This is a genomic window from Streptomyces sp. NPDC093598 (assembly GCF_044764825.1).
GTDB lineage: Bacteria > Actinomycetota > Actinomycetes > Streptomycetales > Streptomycetaceae > Streptomyces.
Genome location: NZ_JBIWIV010000021.1, coordinates 106,371 through 122,447 on the forward strand (window position 1 = coordinate 106,371; position 16,077 = coordinate 122,447).

General features: G+C 68.3%; 6 protein-coding genes and 2 pseudogenes. 3 read left to right on the plus strand and 5 right to left on the minus strand.

Translation table 11 applies throughout. The annotated features are described in order from the left end of the window. Positions 1–22: 22 nt before the first annotated feature. The 5 genes and pseudogenes from ACIRDU_RS36010 to ACIRDU_RS36030 form a co-directional block, all read right to left on the minus strand. Positions 23–7,027 (minus strand): polymorphic toxin-type HINT domain-containing protein, encoded by a 7,005-nt coding sequence (locus ACIRDU_RS36010; RefSeq protein ID WP_403587886.1) that lies wholly within the window; start codon positions 7,025–7,027, stop codon positions 23–25. A 609-nt stretch (positions 7,028–7,636) separates the two neighbouring features. Continuing rightward, complete coding sequence (locus tag ACIRDU_RS36015; RefSeq protein WP_403587889.1) at positions 7,637–8,089, minus strand: lamin tail domain-containing protein; 453 nt, start codon at positions 8,087–8,089, stop codon at positions 7,637–7,639. Between the two features lie 134 nt (positions 8,090–8,223). Beyond that, entirely contained in the window at positions 8,224–10,149 is a 1,926-nt protein-coding gene (locus ACIRDU_RS36020) for an AMP-dependent synthetase/ligase (protein ID WP_403587892.1), read from the minus strand. A 96-nt stretch (positions 10,150–10,245) separates the two neighbouring features. Further along, positions 10,246–10,656 (minus strand): annotated as a pseudogene (locus tag ACIRDU_RS36025) (YfbK domain-containing protein); the annotation flags it as partial. 1,167 nt (positions 10,657–11,823) lie between these two features. Further along, positions 11,824–12,579, minus strand: a complete 756-nt coding sequence (locus ACIRDU_RS36030; protein WP_403587895.1) for a hypothetical protein — start codon at positions 12,577–12,579, stop codon at positions 11,824–11,826. Between the two features lie 501 nt (positions 12,580–13,080). On the opposite strand from ACIRDU_RS36030, the gene ACIRDU_RS36035 reads away from it, so the two are divergent. From ACIRDU_RS36035 to ACIRDU_RS36045, 3 genes and pseudogenes are all read left to right on the plus strand, one after another. Beyond that, a complete protein-coding gene (locus tag ACIRDU_RS36035; RefSeq protein WP_403587898.1) occupies positions 13,081–14,421 on the plus strand; it encodes a pentapeptide repeat-containing protein in 1,341 nt (446 codons plus the stop codon). A 648-nt stretch (positions 14,422–15,069) separates the two neighbouring features. Further along, positions 15,070–15,318: pseudogene (locus tag ACIRDU_RS36040) on the plus strand (ankyrin repeat domain-containing protein); the annotation flags it as partial. A 477-nt stretch (positions 15,319–15,795) separates the two neighbouring features. Continuing rightward, positions 15,796–15,987 (plus strand): hypothetical protein, encoded by a 192-nt coding sequence (locus ACIRDU_RS36045; protein WP_403587901.1) that lies wholly within the window; start codon positions 15,796–15,798, stop codon positions 15,985–15,987. Positions 15,988–16,077 lie beyond the last annotated feature (90 nt).

Consider the following 16,077-nt stretch of genomic DNA (forward strand, 5'->3'; position numbering starts at 1 on the left):
GCTGCTCAGGCCCAGCCATGGGCTACGGAGTCAAGACGTCCAGCAGGACGTCCTTGTCGCGAGTGACCATGATGCCGGCCTGCTCGATACTTTTGATCACGGTTCCGCGCCCCTGCGGAAGGTAAACGATGACCGGGTAGTCCGTCAGGCCCTGAGTCTTCAAGGCTTGCTTCAGCGCGCCCTTACCCGAACCTGTCTTGACCTGAACCACGGCGTTCCTGGTCACGATATCGAAATCCGTGAGCACTTTTCCGTCTGCCCCGACGATATCGACCCCCTGTGCTCGGACATGACCCGGAAAGCGTGCATTGATGTCGTCAACCAGGTCGGGGACAAGAGGATCGTCTCCCTTTCCGATCACATGTGTCGGACACCGATTGCTGTTGTGGACCAGGACCGGCGTCTCACCCGCCACCACATGGTAGGTGTGGAGATCATCGACGGTGAGGTTATAGACCGAGACGGACTGTGTGCGGTGGCGTACGGCAGAGACCTGCACCCAAGTGCCGTTGCTGGTTTGCAGCCATTGGCCGGACTTCAAATCGCCAGCGTCTATCCATCGGTGAAGGGCGGGAACCCAGAACGGGTGGCCCTCAGTGGCAGTGAGGGTGTTGCTCTCGCCGCCGGTGAGACTGTCAGTGATGGTGAGATCGACGAGTTGTTTACCGCCCTCCCCGTTGATGAGGGCGGTGACCCTGCGTGGTCCGCTCTCGCCGGTTTCGGGGTCGGTGGCGAGGACGGTGTCGCCGACCTGCACGTCCTTGATGGGTTTGCGGGTGCCGTCGGCCATTAGAACGGGGGTGTCGCCGGTGAAGCTGTTGGGGACCATGCAGCGGCCCAGCTTGGAGCCGATGCCGGCGCCGAGCATGCCGCCGAGGCAGCCGATGGCTGCGGATTGGCCGACTTGGCCCCAGTTGACTTTGCGGCCGGACAGGCGCTGTGTGAGCCAGTCGAGTCCGCCGTCGACGACGCCGCCGACGATGCAGCCGGCGATGAGGGGGTTGTTGCCGGAGGGGTCGGTGTAGGTGGTGGGGGAGGACAGGGCGTATTGGTAGAGATTGGTGCCGCCGGCGTGGCCGATGGGGTCTTGGGAGATGAAGCGGCCGGTCTGGGGGTCGTAGTAGCGGTTGCGGTAGTAGAGCAGGCCGGTGCCGTCGTCCTCGCGGCCGGTGAAGGTGTAGGGGTTGGAGGTGGCGGTGCCGGCGGTCGTGGGGGTGCCGTTCGGGTCGTAGGCGTAGGTGGTGGCGATGGTGCCGTCGGCGTTGGCCAGGCCTACGACGGTGCCGAGCGCGTCGGTGAGGTAGACCTGCGTCTTGCCGCCTTCGGTACGGCTGAGGAACTCATCCAGGCCCGAGGTGGCCACGCTGGCTGTCGTTGTCCCGGCAGCGTTCTGTTCGACCAGGGGGTTGGTGCCGTCAGTCAGGTACCGGCGGGTGTCGGTGCCGGTCGTCTTGGAGACGCGGCCGCCGAGCGGGTCGTAGCCGAACGATGCCGCGGTACCTGCCTTGGCCAGGCCGGCGAGTTGCCCGCGGGCGTTCCAGGTGTAGGTTCGAAGACCGTCGCTCTTGAGCTGGCCGACATCGTCGTAGGTGAAGGTGCGGCCGTTGTACGTGGTGATGCGGTTGTCCTTGCCGAACTGCGTGCCGCTCTCCGCGGCGGGCAGAGCCACCTTGGTAAGCGAGCCGGCCAGACCGGCCTGCAGGCCGCGGACGTCCCTGGTGTACGTCAGATCGCCGACGGTCTTGGTGCCTTGGGCGTAGGCGATGGACTTGATGACGCCGGTGGTGTCGTAGCCGGTGGTGCGGGTGATGCCGCCGGGCAGGGAGGCGGTCTTCTCCCGGCCCACGGCGTCCAGGCCGAAGGTGACGTCCTGGGTGCCGGTCTTGACCGACTTGAGGATGCTGGACTTGTCGTAGCCGTAGGTGGTGCTGGTTCCGGCTGCGGTCATCAGTTTGCGGCGGTCGGCGTTGTCGTAGTCGTAGGTGACCTTGCCGGTGGGGCCGGTGGTGGTGGCCAGGCGGTCGTGGACGTCGTAGGTGAAGGCCTGGTTGCCGGCTTTGCTGTCGGTGATCTGCTTGAGCAGGTCCCGGGTGTCGTAGTCGTAGGTGACGGTGGATTCGGCCTGGCCGAGAGAGTCGACGCCGTACTTGGTGCTCTTGGGCCGGCCGAGCAGGTCGTACTCGGCGACGGCGGCGTTGCCGGATCTGCTGGTGGCCTTCTTCAGGAACCCGGCCGCGTCGTACTCGAACAGCGCCTGCGCGCCCAGCGGGTCGGTGGCCGTCTTGGGGCGGTCGGCTTGGTCGTAGTCCCACTTGGTGGTGTTCAGGCGGGCGTCGGTCAGGGTGGTGAGGTTGCCGTTCTCGTCGTAACCGAGCGCGGTGGTGTGCCCCAGCGGGTCGGTGATCTCCCTCGGCTGGTTGAGCGCGTCGAACAGCACCGTGGTCTGTGAGCCCGCCTCGTCGGTGAGGGCGCTGATGCGACCTGCCGTGTCGGTGAACTGCCGGGTGATGCGCCCCTCGGCGTCCTTCATCTGCGTCAGGTCGCCGTGCTGGTAGGTGTATTCGCTGGTCGCGTTCGCGTTGTCGGTGACCGTCTTGACTTGACCGCTTGCGTTGAAGGTGAAGCCTGTCTTGCGGCCTTCGGGGTCGGTGACCGTTTCGAGATCGCCGGTGGTGTTGTAGCCGAAGACGGTGGCGTTGCCCAGCGGGTCGGCGGCTTGGGTCGGCTGGTCGTAGGGGCCGTCGTAGGTCGTCTTGCCCGTGGAGCGGGCATTGGCGGTGCCGGCCAGCTCAAGCGCTGAGGTGATGTGCCCGTTCGTGTCGTAGGACAGTTCGGTGCGGCGGCCGTAGGGGTCCACGACGGCGGCGATGCGGTGCTTAGTGCCGCGCTCGTAGAGCGTCTTACGGGCCAGGGTCGTGCCGTACGCCTGGGTTTCGTTGACGGCGAAGCCGCTGTTGTCGAACTCGACCCTGCGTACCGAGCCGCCCGGCTGCGTGACCTCCGTGGCCGTGACTTGGCCGGCCGGGGTCTTCGTGTAGACGAAGGAGTACTCCTGTCCCTCGGTCAGCGTCTGCTTCTTGACCCGGCCGTCGGCGTAGTAGGTGTTGGTCATGTAGACGATGCCGCGGGCGTCCTTGGCGGTCGCGATCCGGTTGGTCGCGCCGTCGTAGGTGAACGAACTGGCCTTACCCGCGGGGTCGGTGACCGTCTTGAGCCGCCCGGCATCGTCGTAGGTGTAGGACGTGCTGCGGCCGGTGTTGTCCTGCGCCTTGGTGATCCGCTGGGCGCTGTCGTAACTGAAGGAGACCCAGCGTCCGCCGGGGGCGGTGACGGACGTGATGTCGCCCTTGGAGCCGTTGGAGCGCCTGATGCGCACCGCGTTGCCGTGCCGGTCGCGGATCTCCTGCAACGGCCCGTACCAGGGGAAGACGTAGTCGGTGCCGTCCCTCAGACGCAGGTGCCAGCTGCCCGACTCCTGGCTGATCTTGGCGCCGTTCAGGGCGGTGGGTGTGCCTTCGGGTTCGAAGACCGCGTCGGCGTAGCCGCTGCCCGGGGAGGTCCGCACGAAGTGGACCTTCTTGCCGCCCGGCAGATACAGGTCCACCTCTGTGTAGAGGCGTTTGGAGTGCAGGTACATGTTGTAGGACAGGTCGCGGCCGATGCCGAAGGCGCGGGAGCGGGTGTCGCCCTGCCAGTAGGTGCGGGTGACCTCGGACGAGCCCAGCGGTCCGGACACGCCCAGATCGGTGCGGGAGTCGGTCAGCAGGCCGGTCTGCAGGTCGACGGGGTCGCCGGAGAGCCAGTCGACGATGTCCGAGATGGCGGAGAGGTCGAAGGGGATGACGTCGGAGATGCTGAGCATGGCGCCGTGGAAGGCCCATACGCGCGTCTTGTGGTCGGGGACGACCTGTTTGCCGTCGCGGGTGACGGTGCCGTGCCCGTAGGTGTGCCAGCCCTTGCGCGCGGGGTCGTAGGCGAGGAAGTCGATCCGGGTACCGGGAGCTTCGTGCGTGTAGTTCGGGTAGACGATCTGCGCGCCCTTGGGGAACAGGTAGGTGCCGCCCGGCTGAACGGTGAAGTACACCGGCACGGCACTGTTCTCGGGCAGCGGGAAGGGGGGCCGGTCGACGGGGATCGCGGTGATGCCCAGCTCGGTGACCGGCTTGCCGTGCTCGTCGCGCACCACCGACCCCTTGGGGATACGCACCTCAAGGCCCGGGATCTGCGGGGTTGTCAGGGTGACGTCCGACCTGGTCGGGGTGTCGAACGTGACGGTGTGCTTGGTGTCCAGCGGCGTCATCCAGACCGGGAAGCCCAAGTCCGTGCTGCGGCCCGCCACCGGCCGGATCCGGATGTCGTAGCGCCCGTAGCTGCGCTTGCCGGTCTTCGCGTTCGCTCCGTCCACGACCAGGGTGGTGGCCTCGGCATTGATACCGGACAGAAGGAAGCGTCCCCGGCTATCGGTCTTCGTGCTCTTCGCCCCGACCCGGACGGTCACCTTGGGCAGTGGCTTGCCGTCCAGCTTCAGCACGTGCCCGGTCACCGCCGTGCTGCCGGGCGGTGCGCGCAGCGCGGGCGGGGCCTTCGGCCCGGCGCCCCGCCCTGTGAGCCAGTCACGGCCCTTGAGGTTGTGAGCAGCCGGACGCCAAGCGTCGCGCCCCTTCGGCACGACGCCGGCCGCCTTCTTCGCCTTCTCCGCCTTGGCTTTCGCCTGCTGCTCGAGCCGCTCACACTTATCCGCGCGTACTGTGAGCCAGTCCGGCAGCGACAGGGCGAAGGTGCGGGCCAGGCGCTCGGCGTGGCACGCGCTCTTCACCGACATCCGCGGCACGTTGCTGGTGAACGCATGCGTCTTTGCCGCTGCGGTCGCCGCTTTGAGGCTCAGGTTGAGTGAGCCGGTGGCCGCATTGGTGGGGTTGAGCCGCACCTTGTAGGTGCCGGCTTCGGCGAGGTCGGTCAAGGCGATCGAGCCGGAAGCGCCGGCCGAGATCAGCCGGGAGCTGACCACCGCGGTGCCCGAGGGGGCCAGCACCTCCGCCCAGAGGCTGCTGGTGAAGGTGTTCGCCGCCACCTCCAGCGACAGGTCATCACCCGCCTTGGCGGTGAACGAGGCATGGATGTTCTGTCCGGCCCGGGCCGCCGTTGCCTTCACCGCGGCACCGCCACGCGCGAGCACGCCCACGTCGGCCGGCTTGGACAGGGTTAACGTCACCTTGCCGACGTCCAGCCTGCGGTCCGCCACCCGCACCGTGTAGGTGCCGGCCGCCAGCGCCCCGCTGTCCCAGGCGTCGTTACGGCCGGGCGATGCGGTGATGCTGGAGATGTGCTTACCGTCCGGCCCGGTGATCGTGACGGTCGCGTACGACGGCATCGTCGCCCCCGTCGCGGCAAGGCTGACGAAGTCCCCGGCCTGAGCGGTGAAGGTGGCGATGCCGTCCTGGCCGGGACGGGTGATACTCAGGGTCGGCGACGCTCCGGTCGCGCTGAGCGCCCCGCCCTGGGCGTAGTGGGAAATGGCGATCTTGACCGTTCCGGTGCCGCCGCCATCGGGGTCGCAGCGCAGCGTGTACTGGCCGCTCTGCGGCAGCGAGTCGATGTCCAGGGAGTTGCTGTCTCCGTTGGGAACGGGCAGATACTCACCTTGCATGCCGTCCGGCCGGTAGACGTAGCAGCGCAGATAGCCGCCCATCGCCTTGGCATCCACGCCGACGCTCAGCGATTCGCCCTTGGCCGCGGTGAAGGTCCAGTTGCCGTCCTGCCCGATCCGGGACAAAGCCGTGGACACCGTCGGCCCGTCGAAGGACACGGCCGCGTTGACCGGCTTGGACAGCATCACCGCCACGGAGCCGATGTCGCTGGAGCGCGGGTCGATCACGAACTGATAGGTCCCCGACTCCGGCAGGCCGGTGACCTCCCAGTCGGCCGCCGTGCCACCGAAGCTGTTGGAAGCAACCGTCGCGCCCTGGGGCGAGACGAGACTGATCGAAGTCTGGGAGGTGAACGAGCCTCCCTGCAGACCGAACCCGACCGCGTCACCCCGCTCGGCGTCGAACAGGATCCGCGCCTTGTGCTCGGCCGTCACCACCGCCACCTGCGAGGGGTCAGCATCGGTGAACGAGGCCCGCATCGTCGTGTCGTACAGGGCCCCCTCACCGTCGGCGGTGACGGTGAAGTCACCCGGCGCCGCAGTTGAACCAGCAGGGGTGTCCACCTCCACCCGCCCGGTACGGGCATGCGGCGGCACCTCGACGGTCAGCGAGGAACCGGAAGCCTTCTTCACCTGCGCGACCAAGCCGTTGAACCGCACCACGTTGTCGGTGACCGCGGAGGCGAACCCGGCACCGGACAGGGTGACTTCGCTGCCTGGTGCGCCGGAGGCCGGCTCGACCTTCGCCACGCTCGGCCCGGACGGCGCCACGATAAACGCCTCCACCGCGTCGGCGGACGCACCGCCCGCGCTCACGGTGACTTTTCCGTTGACGGCCCCGGAGGGGACGGCGACGACGAGACGGGTGGCGGAGGCGGAGATGACGGCCGCGGCCTTGCCGCCGATCGTCACGGTATTGTCGCCGGCAGTGGGGGAGAAGCCGGTACCTGACAGCGTGATCTTCGCTCCGGGGGCTGCCCGGACAGGAACCACCGACAGCACCGACAGCGTGCTGGAGGCGAAGCGGTCGATGCCCAGCCGGTTGCCGGCCTCGTCGTAGCGATAACGCGCCGTCTGACCGCCCGGATCGGTGACACCGACTAATCGCCCTGCCGCGTCGTATGCGTAGACGGCGTTGTTCGTAGTGGGCTCGGCGGCAGCCGACGCCTTCGGCTTCGCCGCGGGTTGGGTCGGCGCCTGGTCTCCAGGCTGCGAAGGAGTAGCGCTGGCTGGCGGCACGGTCTTGGCGGGCGGAGGGTCCGGCGGCAAGGCATCGGCCGATACCGTCCCCGCAGCCAGCGCCAGGACAAGCGCACCCACCGTCACCAGCCGCTGCCGACCACGTCTGATCACACCAAAAACCCCGACCCGCGGCCGCATGCGCCCTCCCCAGAGCACTGCACAGGGCACCCAAGCCCCGTGAACCCCACCCACATCGCACGAGCCGTCACACCATAACCACACTGCGTCATGTACGTGACAGAGGACGTTGCATGTGGCTGAGATTGGGCAGTCACACGTGTCGCACGGCGGAGACGCGCGGCTGGAAGCAGTCACGATCAGGTGGGGCTAGGGGCCCTCGATCCAGCGGCTGATGCGCCACCGCACGGGACCCGGTTGGAACGCGAAACCCGCAGCGGGCGCCTCCACCTCCATCGGATTTCAACGGCAACCGCACCATGACGGCTCCGCACGGTGAGGTCGGTGCGCACCCTCGTCTGTTCGCCATTCCGATTCAACTGAAGGAGCCCGCCAGCAAGCCGACGGGCCCTCATGCACCATCGAGCTAGCGGTGAGCGCTATACGGGGGCGCGGTTGGTGCGGACCGCGATCGAGGAGTTCCGCTAGCTCCGGGTCCCGCAGTGGGCAGCCGCCTCCCTCGTCAGCGGGATGCGGAGAGTGGCCGCTCCTGTCGGCGGCACCCCCTTCCTGAGGGCGCGCGCCGAAGCGAGCAGCGGCGCTACCGCTCCAGGGCATCTCAGATTGCAGTTAGCCGTGGAAGTTGATGTAGCCGTTGCCGTCGGGGTCGCCGCTGGACTTGGTGTAGGCGTGGACGTCGGCGCGGCTTCCTGAGGGCTTGTACAGGTAGATGGTGTCCTTGTCGTTGTTCCACAGGAAGTTGCAGTTGTCGCGGTAGACGACGTTGTGGGTGTCGGAGTCGGTGCCGTGGCCGCCGCGCAGCTTCACATAGTCACCGGGCTGCAGGTAGTGGTTGGCGGTGAAGGCGAAGCGGTTACCGGTGGCGTCCTTGACGACGTAGCCCTTGAGGTTGATCGTCGAGCGGGTCGAGTAGTTCTTCACCGTCAGGTACTCCTCGTCGGTGTTGCCCGAGGAGCAGCTGTTGGAGTCCCGGCCCGGCGCGTCGTATTGCACTCCGCGGATCTTCAACGCCGAGCTGTACTCGGCGGCGTGTGCGGGAACAAAGGAAGGGCGGAGAGGCACTTCGCCTCGGCGACCCCGACTACAGCGACACCCCCGACACGGTCGACCTCATCGGGACCGTCAAGATCGACTTTGATGCCCAGCGCTTCCTGGATCAGCACTGGCCCGACGAGAACTGCACGTTGACGAGCAGTTCAGGACTTGTTCGCGTACAGGGCCTCGATGACGTCCGCGTACGCCGCCGTCGCCGCCTTCCTCTTGACCTTCAGGGACGGGGTCAGCAGCCCGTTCTCCTCGGTGAAGTCGCCCTCGACGAGGGCGAAGGCGCGGATCGACTCGGCGCGCGAGACGGCCTCGTTGGCGTGGTCGACAGCCTTCTGCACGTCGGCGCGCAGGCGTTCGTCGTGGACCAGCTCGGACAGCGGGGTGTCGGCGGGGAGTTTGCGGACCGCCAGCCAGTGGGCGAGGGCTTCCGGGTCGAGGGTGATCAGGGCGGCGACGTAGGGGCGGTTGTCGCCGACGACGAGGCATTGCCCGACGGGCGGGCGGCTGCGCAGGCGGTCCTCCAGGACGGCCGGGGAGACGTTCTTGCCGCCGGTGGTGACGAGGATGTCCTTCTTGCGGCCGGTGATGGTGAGGTAGCCGTCCTCGTCGAGGGAGCCGAGGTCGCCGGTGGCGAACCAGCCGTCGTCCAGGGCCTCCCCGGTCGCGGCCGGGTTGTTCCAGTAGGCGCCGAAGACGATGCCGCCCTTGATGTGGACCTCGCCGTCGTCGGCGATGCGGACGGCGGTGCCGGGGATCGGGAGGCCGACCGTGCCGGGGCGGGGATCCAGGGGCGGGACGATGGTGGCGGCGGCTGTGGTCTCGGTGAGGCCGTAGCCCTCGTAGATGAGGATGCCGGCCGCGTAGAAGAAGAGGTTCAGGTCGCGGTCGAGGGGGCTGCCGCCGCTGATGGCGTAGCGCACGCGGCCGCCGAGTTCCTTGCGGATGCGGCGGTAGACCAGCAGGTCGTACAGAGCCCACGCGGCGCGCAGGCCGGGGCCGGGCCCGGGGCCCCTGTCCAGGAACCGGTTCATGTGGGCCGCGCCGAAGCGGACGGCGATGTGGTGGGCGCGGTCGAAGGAGGCGCCGCGGCCGAGCTTCTCGGCGGTGGCGCGGCCGGTGTCGTGGATCTTTTCGAAGAGGTAGGGGACGCCGACCAGGAAGGTCGGGCGGAACGCCCTGAGGGCCGGGCGGAGTTCGTCGGGCTTGATGCTCGGGCAGTGGCCGATCTCGATGCGGCCCATCAGGCAGGCGATCTGCAGGGTGCGGCCGAGGATGTGCGCGAGCGGGAGGAAGAGGAGCGTCGAGGCGGTCTCGCCGGTGACCTCCTTGAACAGGGGGTGCAGCAGTTCGACGGTGTTGGCGGCCTCGGCGTGCAGGTTGGCGTGGGTGAGGACGCAGCCCTTGGGGCGGCCGGTGGTGCCGGAGGTGTAGCAGAGGGTCGCGGTGGCGTCGGGGGTCAGGGCGGTGCGGCGCTTGGTGACTTCCTCGTCGGGGACGTCCCGGCCGAGGGCGGTGAGGTCGTCGAGGGCGCCGCCGTCCAACTGCCAGACGTGCGGGGGCTGGGGGTGGGCGGCAGTGCCGGTCAGGACGGTGTCGGCGTTCGCGGCTGTCTCGGTGACCACGTGGCGGGCGCCGGAGTCGCGGAGGATCCACTCCACCTGGTCGGCCGAGGAGGTGGCGTAGACCGGGACGGTCTGGCCGCCCGCGGACCAGATCGCGAAGTCCAGGACCGTCCACTCGTAGCGGGTGCGGGACATCACGGCGACGCGGCCGCCCGGTTCGAGGCCGGCCGCGATCAGGCCCTTGGCCACGGCGGTGACTTCGCGGGCGAAGGCCGCCGCCGTGACGGGCTGCCAGCCGCCGTGCCGCTCGCGGCGCAGGACCACGGCGTCGGGGGCCTCGGCCGCGTTGGTGTAGGGGATGTCGGCGATGCTGCCGGTCGTCGGGCGGGGTGCGAGGGGAGCCGTGCGGGCCTCGCGGACGATGCCCCGCTCGTCCCTGAGGGTCTCGGCCTTCGTGCGGACCGCCAGGTCGGTGCGGTGTTTCGCCCGTTGCAGATCCTTGCGTATGCCCATGACGGCTCCCGGTCGCGGATGAGGCTGACGTGCTGCCGTATCTACTTACTCTGGAGTCAACTTACTCACAAGTAAGACCGGGTCAATGGGCGGGGGTCACATCATGCGGTTCGCGGTGTCGATCGCCTCGGCGAGCCGGCGGATCTCCTCGCTCTTCGTGCTGTCGGCCAAGTCGTCGGCGTGGTCGGCGAGTTCGTCCAGCCGCGGGGCGTCGGGCAGGTCACGGTCGCCGCGGCCGAGGGCGTCGGCGAAGTAGGCGGTCGTGGCGGCGGTCCGCAGGCCGCGGCTCGCGCTCCAGACGGCGTCGTCGAGGGCATCGGCCTCCAGGTCGCCGGTCTCCTCGTGCGGGTTGCGGGTCTCCGGGTCGAGCCAGCGGACGGTTGAGGTGGCGAGGTGGTCGCGGGCGCCGGGTTCGGTGCGCACGGCGTACAGGGTGGTGACGGTGTGGCCGGGGCCGATCTCGCCGCCGTCGACCCGGTCGTCGCGGAAGTCCTCGTCGGCGACAGGCTCCGCCGGAACACCCCCGCGCCGGCGAGGAGGACGCCTCCTGAGAACTTTGACATGCATGTCACAGCGGAACACCCCCGCGTCCGCGGGGGTGTTCCGATCGCGAGGTAGACCCGCGACTCGATGTCGTCGTCCTCCCCGCCGACGCGGGGGTGTTCCGGCGTACGCGCCTCGCTGCCCTGGTCGCGGACACCGCTCCACGCCCGCCGGACGGCCGACCACACGTCGAATGGCTCCGCCCACCGGGACCGCAGCACCGCGGCCGCCAGGTGCAGACCCTCCTGCTGCACGGTCCCGTCGGCGGCCACCGCATCGCAGGCCCCGCTGACCGACGTCGCGGAGCGCGCCGCGGGCGCCGCCGCCCGCCAGCCGGCCAGCGCAGCCTCAGAACGCTCCAGTACTCCCGACCACGCCTTGAGCACCTGCCGCGCGCCCGCACCAACCAACGGGTCAGCCGTCCACGGCTCAAGCCTTCCGCGCACATCCGAATCGCGGTGGCGGGCCGCTTCCCACAGCACCCGCGCATAGCCCTCCCAGGACCGCGGGCCCGCTTCCTGCTCCTCCAGCGCGCGCACCCGCCGGTCAGCCGCGACGACTTCGGCCGCCGCCCGCCACAGCGCTTCCTCGCCCGGCTCTACACTCACCACCGGGGCGCAGTGACGGCACACCTGCTCACAGACATCCAGCAGAGCGAGCGGATGGCCCGTCAGGTGTTTCGCATACCGGCAGTGGCTCCGCCACCCCGACACCTTGGCGGGAACGTGCCATTTCCCGCCGCCCGCACGCCCGATTACCACGGTGATCTGCCGCAGCGGTGCGACGTTCACGCCAGCGGCCACCAGTTCCTTCTTCCGCAACACCGGAAGTTCTCGGCCACGCCCCACGATCGCCCGCCCCTTGTCACGGTCTGCTACCGATGGTCACTGTGACACAAGGGCCGCTACGGCCACTAAGCGATCAGCTCTTCCACTCACCCAAGACGTACTCAATGGTGTCTGATGGCGTAGAAAGGCGCTGGCAGGTGTGCTGCGTGGGCGGTTGAATGTCGTGGTGAGCGACTACTGGACCCCCGCGCACCAAGCGGTCGTGCAGGAGGACGCTGAAGCTCTGGCCCGGTTGCTGACAGCTGGGTCCGGATGACCGGCGCCGTCAGCCGATACGCCGTCCCTACTTCCCTCCCTGCACCATCCTGGGAAGCTGCTCCAGGAGGTTGGCCCCGGCGTCCATGATCGGGGCCTGGGGGCCGGCTGCGATGAGCTTGACCAGTTCCCCCACGATTTCGGCTCGCTGATCGTCGGTGAGCTCCACGTCGTTGAGGAGGCGTTCAGCGGCCAGATAGCGGGAGAACTCCAGCGGCTGGTCGAAGTATGCCTTGAGGTGCTCCGCCGCAGTCTCCTGGCTCTTGATGAACGTACGGCTGATGAATGCGGCCAGGGCGGCGGCTACGGCGCCGAGCGCGCCGGCGACTGCCGCCGCCGCCGTCTTCTCGGCCTGCACGGCGGCGGCTACAAAGCCAACGAGGAGGAGGAACCCCAACACCATGGCGACCTGAGCGCTGGCGAAGGACCGCTTCGCCTGGCCAGTGGCGATGTCGTGATAGAGCGCCAGGCGGGAGTGGGTCACTTCCCAGAGGCTCGCGAGGGCGAGCTTGTGCGCACGCTGATCGCGCTGCTCTTGGTCCGTCTGCCGGGGCCGCGTAGAGACCTGACCGTCCCTCTCGTCAGGCACGACCGGGCTTTCACCGCCCGACTGCTCGGGCGCAGCCGGGGCCTCTTCATCTGACTGCCCGGCAAGCGCTGCGGTGAGTCGGTTCTCCGCCTCACGCAGGGAGGCCCACGCCTCATCATGGCGAAGATTCTCACGTCGCTCTCTCCGCCCTGCGCCCACGGCACTGAGCACAACAAAGAGCATCGAGAACAACATGAGCAGCCATGGGGAGACAGAGGTCTCAACTTGCGCCAATAGGAGCTGAAGAATCGCGGCGGCGACAACGCAGAGGAGGACCGAGAAGACGATGGCGGCTACTGAGGCCCCGGCTTTCTCTGCCTCCCGCGTGGCACTCCCTTGAGGTCGCTGGTCCGGTGGAGGGCTGGACGGTGACATGGTTGATCAGGATGCCGCATGGGTGCGCCTGCTGTGCCCAGTTCACGTGAACTACCCCTTCCCCGGCTCGGCCACGTGAGCCCCCAGGGCCGCCGGGACCGGCCGACCCTCCGCCCGTACGCCAGTGCTGCGCCGCACCGCCCGGCCCGGCTCGGGGGTGGGGAGCCGATCGGGGCAAGGTCAGATGCAACCGACCAAGCGTCGCGGACAGTCTCCTCGTCCATGAGTCCACGTTCACCCCGGCGCCAGGCCGAACGGCGCGGACTGCGTCTGTGGCCCGTCGGTACCGTCCTGATCCTGGCCTTCGTCACTGCCGCACTGGTGGCCGCCGCGGTGTTCTACACCGGGTGGGACCTGCTCGGGGCGCGCGAGTTGAAGCCCGAGCGGCGCATCGACTCCAAGACGCTGTTCGACCTGGTCAAGCTGTCGTTCGGCGTAGTGGCCGGCGCGGGTGCTCTGGTCGCGTTGGTCGTGGCATACCGCCGCCAACGTGTTGACGAGGACGGGGCCCTCCGGGATGCCACCCGCCTGCACACCGAACGCTTCACCACCGCCGTCTCCCAGCTCGGTGACGAATCCGCCGCCGTCCGCCTGGGTGGTGTGCACGCCCTGGCCGGACTCGCCGACGACGCCCCCACCCGAGACTTACGCCAGACGTGCATCGACGTCCTGTGCGCATACCTCCGACTCCCCTACACCGCCGAAGCCGACCTACCGGCGAACGATGTGGAAGCCCGCCACACCTACCTGGCTCTGCGGGAAGTCCGGCACACCATCATTAGGCTCATCGGCGACCGCCTCCGCCCGCCCGCCGACTATCACCCCTCATGGCAAGGACACGACTTCGACTTCCGGGGTGTCGTCTTCGACGGCGGAGACTTCAGCAGGGTGAGGATCTCCTCCGATTGCATGGTCAACTTCGGCGGGGCAACGTTCTCCGGCGGCCTTGTCAACTTCTACGATTCGACGTTCTCCGGCGGCAGCGTCAACTTCGGCGGGGCAACGTTCTCCGGCGGCCTTGTCAACTTCGAAGGATCAAGGTTTTCCGGCAGCAGGGTCAGCTTCCACGGGGCGACGTTCTCCGGCGGCACGGTCGAATTCCAGGGGTCGCACTTCTCCGACGGCAGGGTCGACTTCATGGAGGCGACGTTCTCCAGCGGCACAGTCCACTTCGACAGGGCGACGTTCTCCGGTGGCACGGTCCAATTCGTCCTGTCGAGGTTCTCCGGCAGCAGGGTCGTCTTCCATCTGGCGCAGTTTGACCGCATCGGGAGCCCCTTCCCCTGGGGGACGTTGGCCGACTTCAGCGGAGCGACGTTCTCCGGCGGCACGGTCGAATTCACCGAAGCAACGTTCGGCGGCGGCAATGTCTGCTTCAGCCAGGCAACGTTCGACGGCAGCACGGTCGACTTCGTCGGATCGGCGTACTCCGGCGGCACGGTCGACTTCCAGCGGGCGAGGTTCTCCGACGGCACGGTCGACTTCAGCGGGGTGACGCTGCCCAACCACACGCTCTACTTCGGCGAGGCGACGTTCTCCGGCGGCATCGTCAACTTCGACGGAGCGAGCGGGGCCGCCCCGCCTAGCCTTCTCCCGCTAACAGGCTCTCCCCCGCCGAATGGGCTCATCCTGCCAGCAGCCTGGCAACCGGGAGCGTCCTGATCACCCGATCCTCCGCCCGTACACCGACGCCGCGCCGCTCGCCCGGCCCGGCTGGGGGGCCTGCATGAGCGGTGCGTGGACGATGGCGCCCTGGTTGGCCTCCGGGATCAGGCCGTACACGAGGACGCAGGAGGCGTCGATACGGCCAGGGCTGTCCGGGTCCGTGGGCTGCTACGTCGACCACTCGCGTTCCAGGTCGGTGAACACGCCCCTCAGCCGCACCTTGTCCTGCACCATCTGCTGCGCGATCGGCTCCGCCCTCAAGAGTTTCCCTTGCTTGGCCCGCACGGGGAGGATCGCCGGCATGAGGACGTTGCTCGGGATCCCCCCGTCCCGCTGGAGCTTCTCCCACGACGTCTGGATCGCCAGGACACACATGTCCCGGCCGAAGTTCCACTCGACGTAGATGATCGACGCGTTCGTGCGGTACGCGAGCCGGCAGGCCGCCATGGACCACTCTGCCGACGACATCGGAGCCGACACGTCGTCGGTGACCCACACGCGGCCGTCGTCGCCGAGGAACCCGCCAATCACACCGGCGACGTCCCGGCCGCCGCCGGACGGGTCGATGGAGACGGCGATCTTCTGCGGCTCGACGGGGGTGGTGGTGTAGCGCAGCAGGCGCAGCAGTTCCTCGGACACGAGCGTCCCGACGAGGTCATCAGCAACATGACGCTGCTGACGCACGCGATCGACGCCGAGGGCGATGGGGCCCTGCAGAGCGGGCAGCCGTTGACTGTGCACACCACAGCTGTGTTGCTGGCCTTCGGGGCTGATCCGGAGCTCGCAGACCCTGACGGCCGCACGCCCATGGACCTGGCCGACCACTACGGCCACGACCTGGCGATACTGCTGCAGACCCATATCAGCAGACGAGCCAGGCCACGGTGCGCTTGATGGTCCAGCGGTGGCGTCCCAGCCGCTGCGAGGTTCCCGGTTCCCGATCCCCCTGCGGGTGATGCGCCACCGCATCTACTCAACGGATCAGCACGGCGGCTTGCGACGCAAGCGGCACCAAGCTGGATAGATCGCTAGAAAGGCGACACGTCCTGGAAGCGGAGTTGATGAACTCGGCGTTCATGTACGTCACGTTCAGCTGGTCAACCCTGAAACCGGCTGCCCGATCAAGGCCCGAGGCGACGGCCTCGGCCGGGATGAGCCCCCCGAGCCCCAGAAGCAGGGGATCCGGCAGCCACGGCCCCTAGGGTTCCTCACAGCTCTCATCCACCCGCTCCCGGGCCCTTGTGGTCTGCTCCCGCAGGACACGGGTCCACGTTTCCATGAAGCCGGCTGCGCCGCTCTCGTCTCCAGGGATCCGGAAGAGGCCCGGTGTGACCTGGCGACAGCCCGCTGCGACGCTCGTAGGATGCCTCAATGCCCAAGCCGTTACGGATGAGTCGCCGCACGTGGGTTGCCGCGTGGGTGGTGCTGTGCGTGGCCGGTATCGCTGCCACCGCCGCACTGAACGCCTTTCCGGCGCCTGATCCGCAGCCCGAGAAGCCCGTCAGCGCCGAGTGTGCCGAGTACATCGCGGACATCGAGACGCAGCTGGCCAGGGCTAACTGATCATTTCAGAATGAGGTTCGGAGTCGTCTCAAGCAGATGATGCTGCAGGCGAGTTGGAGCAGTCCGAGGTGGAGGTCGGCTCGTATCTCG

Bases quoted from the DNA above. Each gene is read 5' to 3' on its own strand.
- ACIRDU_RS36030 (WP_403587895.1), bottom strand. From the start codon at position 12,579: ATGTTGTTCTCGATGCTCTTTGTTGTGCTCAGTGCCGTGGGCGCAGGG.
- ACIRDU_RS36045 (WP_403587901.1), top strand. From the start codon at position 15,796: ATGCCCAAGCCGTTACGGATGAGTCGCCGCACGTGGGTTGCCGCGTGG.
- ACIRDU_RS36010 (WP_403587886.1), bottom strand. From the start codon at position 7,027: ATGCGGCCGCGGGTCGGGGTTTTTGGTGTGATCAGACGTGGTCGGCAG.
- ACIRDU_RS36020 (WP_403587892.1), bottom strand. From the start codon at position 10,149: ATGGGCATACGCAAGGATCTGCAACGGGCGAAACACCGCACCGACCTG.